Raw genomic sequence first — 1,697 nt, forward strand, 5'->3', positions numbered from 1 at the left:
CACAGTCTTCGGACTGTTTAACATTCATTCATAATCTCAAACCCTCTGACCCGTCAATATTTTTCAGGACGCCACAGGTTTGATAGAACCCGAATTTGACAACTATAGTTTTTATCCCAATCATCAATATGTTTCTGGAAAGAATACACCTTCTTGAAGCCATTGAGTGATTCCGCAAATTCATCCATCCTCTTTCCTCGACCTTCTTCAGGGTAAAATGGACTCACTCCTATGATAAGATGATTAAGGTTGATATTGGCAAAGACAAACCGGCGAATCCCATTACCCGAAAATTCAGGCATATCCACTACATTTGACAATAAATGAAGCACTTTGCGTTCTTGAACACATATATCAGTGGCTTCAACTTCTTCCTCACGCTTCCTAAGTACATCAACCANACTCTTAGGATTGCTCCATGTGAGGTTGGCATTCGCCTGTGACAAGCACAGTACAGAAGGTTCAATTAATATAAAGTCTGTCACAATGTCTTCATTCGGCACATATTCACTCAATACCATTGATGCCAGACCTTGGCCGCAGCCCCAGTCTATCACCGAAAATGAAGACTTCAAAAAATCTGAGGGAATGTGCTTATATGCACGCAGGAGTTTCTCACGATGCATCTGGCCATAATGATGTAGATAGGCTTTCATTTGATCCTTGCTTTTCAGGAGAGCTTTCCCATGAGAAAGATTTTCCTTCAATTCTTTTTGCTTAGTTTCCGGAAGGCTCAGTATATACTCTGACGCTTCCGCCAGTAATGAGTCATAGGTGAGTAACTTCAACATTTTCAATAGGGCTGTTTAAGATATAATCGTTTCGGTATCGGGATTATGCCGATGATAATTTCGACTTGCTGATTCGGATGAGGTATTGGCGTAGCAGTAAAGGCATCCATGCGGGCACGTGTCATACTGTCCAATGTCCTTCGATTTGATGCAGCCGCAGAGCTGGCGCTGACCAGAATCTTTTCTATTGGCGATACACATGGCATACCGCCCTTCCGGCATAAAGATGGCTCCGGCTGGAAGCATCTCGATCTCTCCGAACAGACCGGGCGACTGTTCATGTATTCGCAATCCAAGTTCCGTCATAAGGCAAGCATCACGATTGGCGATACGAGCAATACGCTCATCATCTACACATCGACTATGCTCTATACCGAACTCCGACAAGTCAATTCTCTCGGCACAGGTGCGCAGTTTCAGATTCCATCTAGATTCTTTGTTAAGTTGAGAAAGTCGCAAGGCAAATTCCCTCATCCCGACCTCCGTCCATTCCTCATAACCGATTCCATTCGCCGCGAGATTGCGCCCGACTTTGCGATAACCGGCTATGTCGGCAAAACTGAAAACAAGTGTATCGGTATAGCCATGTAGTTTCTCCGCCAAAAAACTGACTTTCTGCAAGAGTTCACTGATCCCGATTTTATCTGTCAGAATCATCGGATCGAACCGCCACACCACGCCATGCGCACTAAGAACCTCCACCAGTCGGCGGAAGGTCTCAACGCGCTGTCCGGTTGCGGGCACACCGGGTTCTAGTCCCTCCGCCTCATAATCATTGAGCGTATACTGGATATAGCAACCTATTCCCCGTTTCTTTAATCTGTCAAGATAAGGAATAAGGGGAGCCGGATTCTTCGACCAGAATACAATAAACCGCACTCTTTCAAACGACACATAATTCACCAC

General features: G+C 45.2%; 1 protein-coding gene. It reads right to left on the reverse strand.

What is annotated here, in order from left to right; translation table 11 throughout:
* Positions 1-806: 806 nt before the first annotated feature.
* The coding region (locus tag JX312_RS13255) for a DUF1848 domain-containing protein (protein ID WP_204458388.1) at positions 807-1,697 on the reverse strand (891 nt) is incomplete at its 5' end.

Source organism: Barnesiella sp. CU968 (assembly GCF_905219685.1).
In the GTDB taxonomy this organism is placed as follows: domain Bacteria; phylum Bacteroidota; class Bacteroidia; order Bacteroidales; family Muribaculaceae; genus Lepagella; species Lepagella muris_A.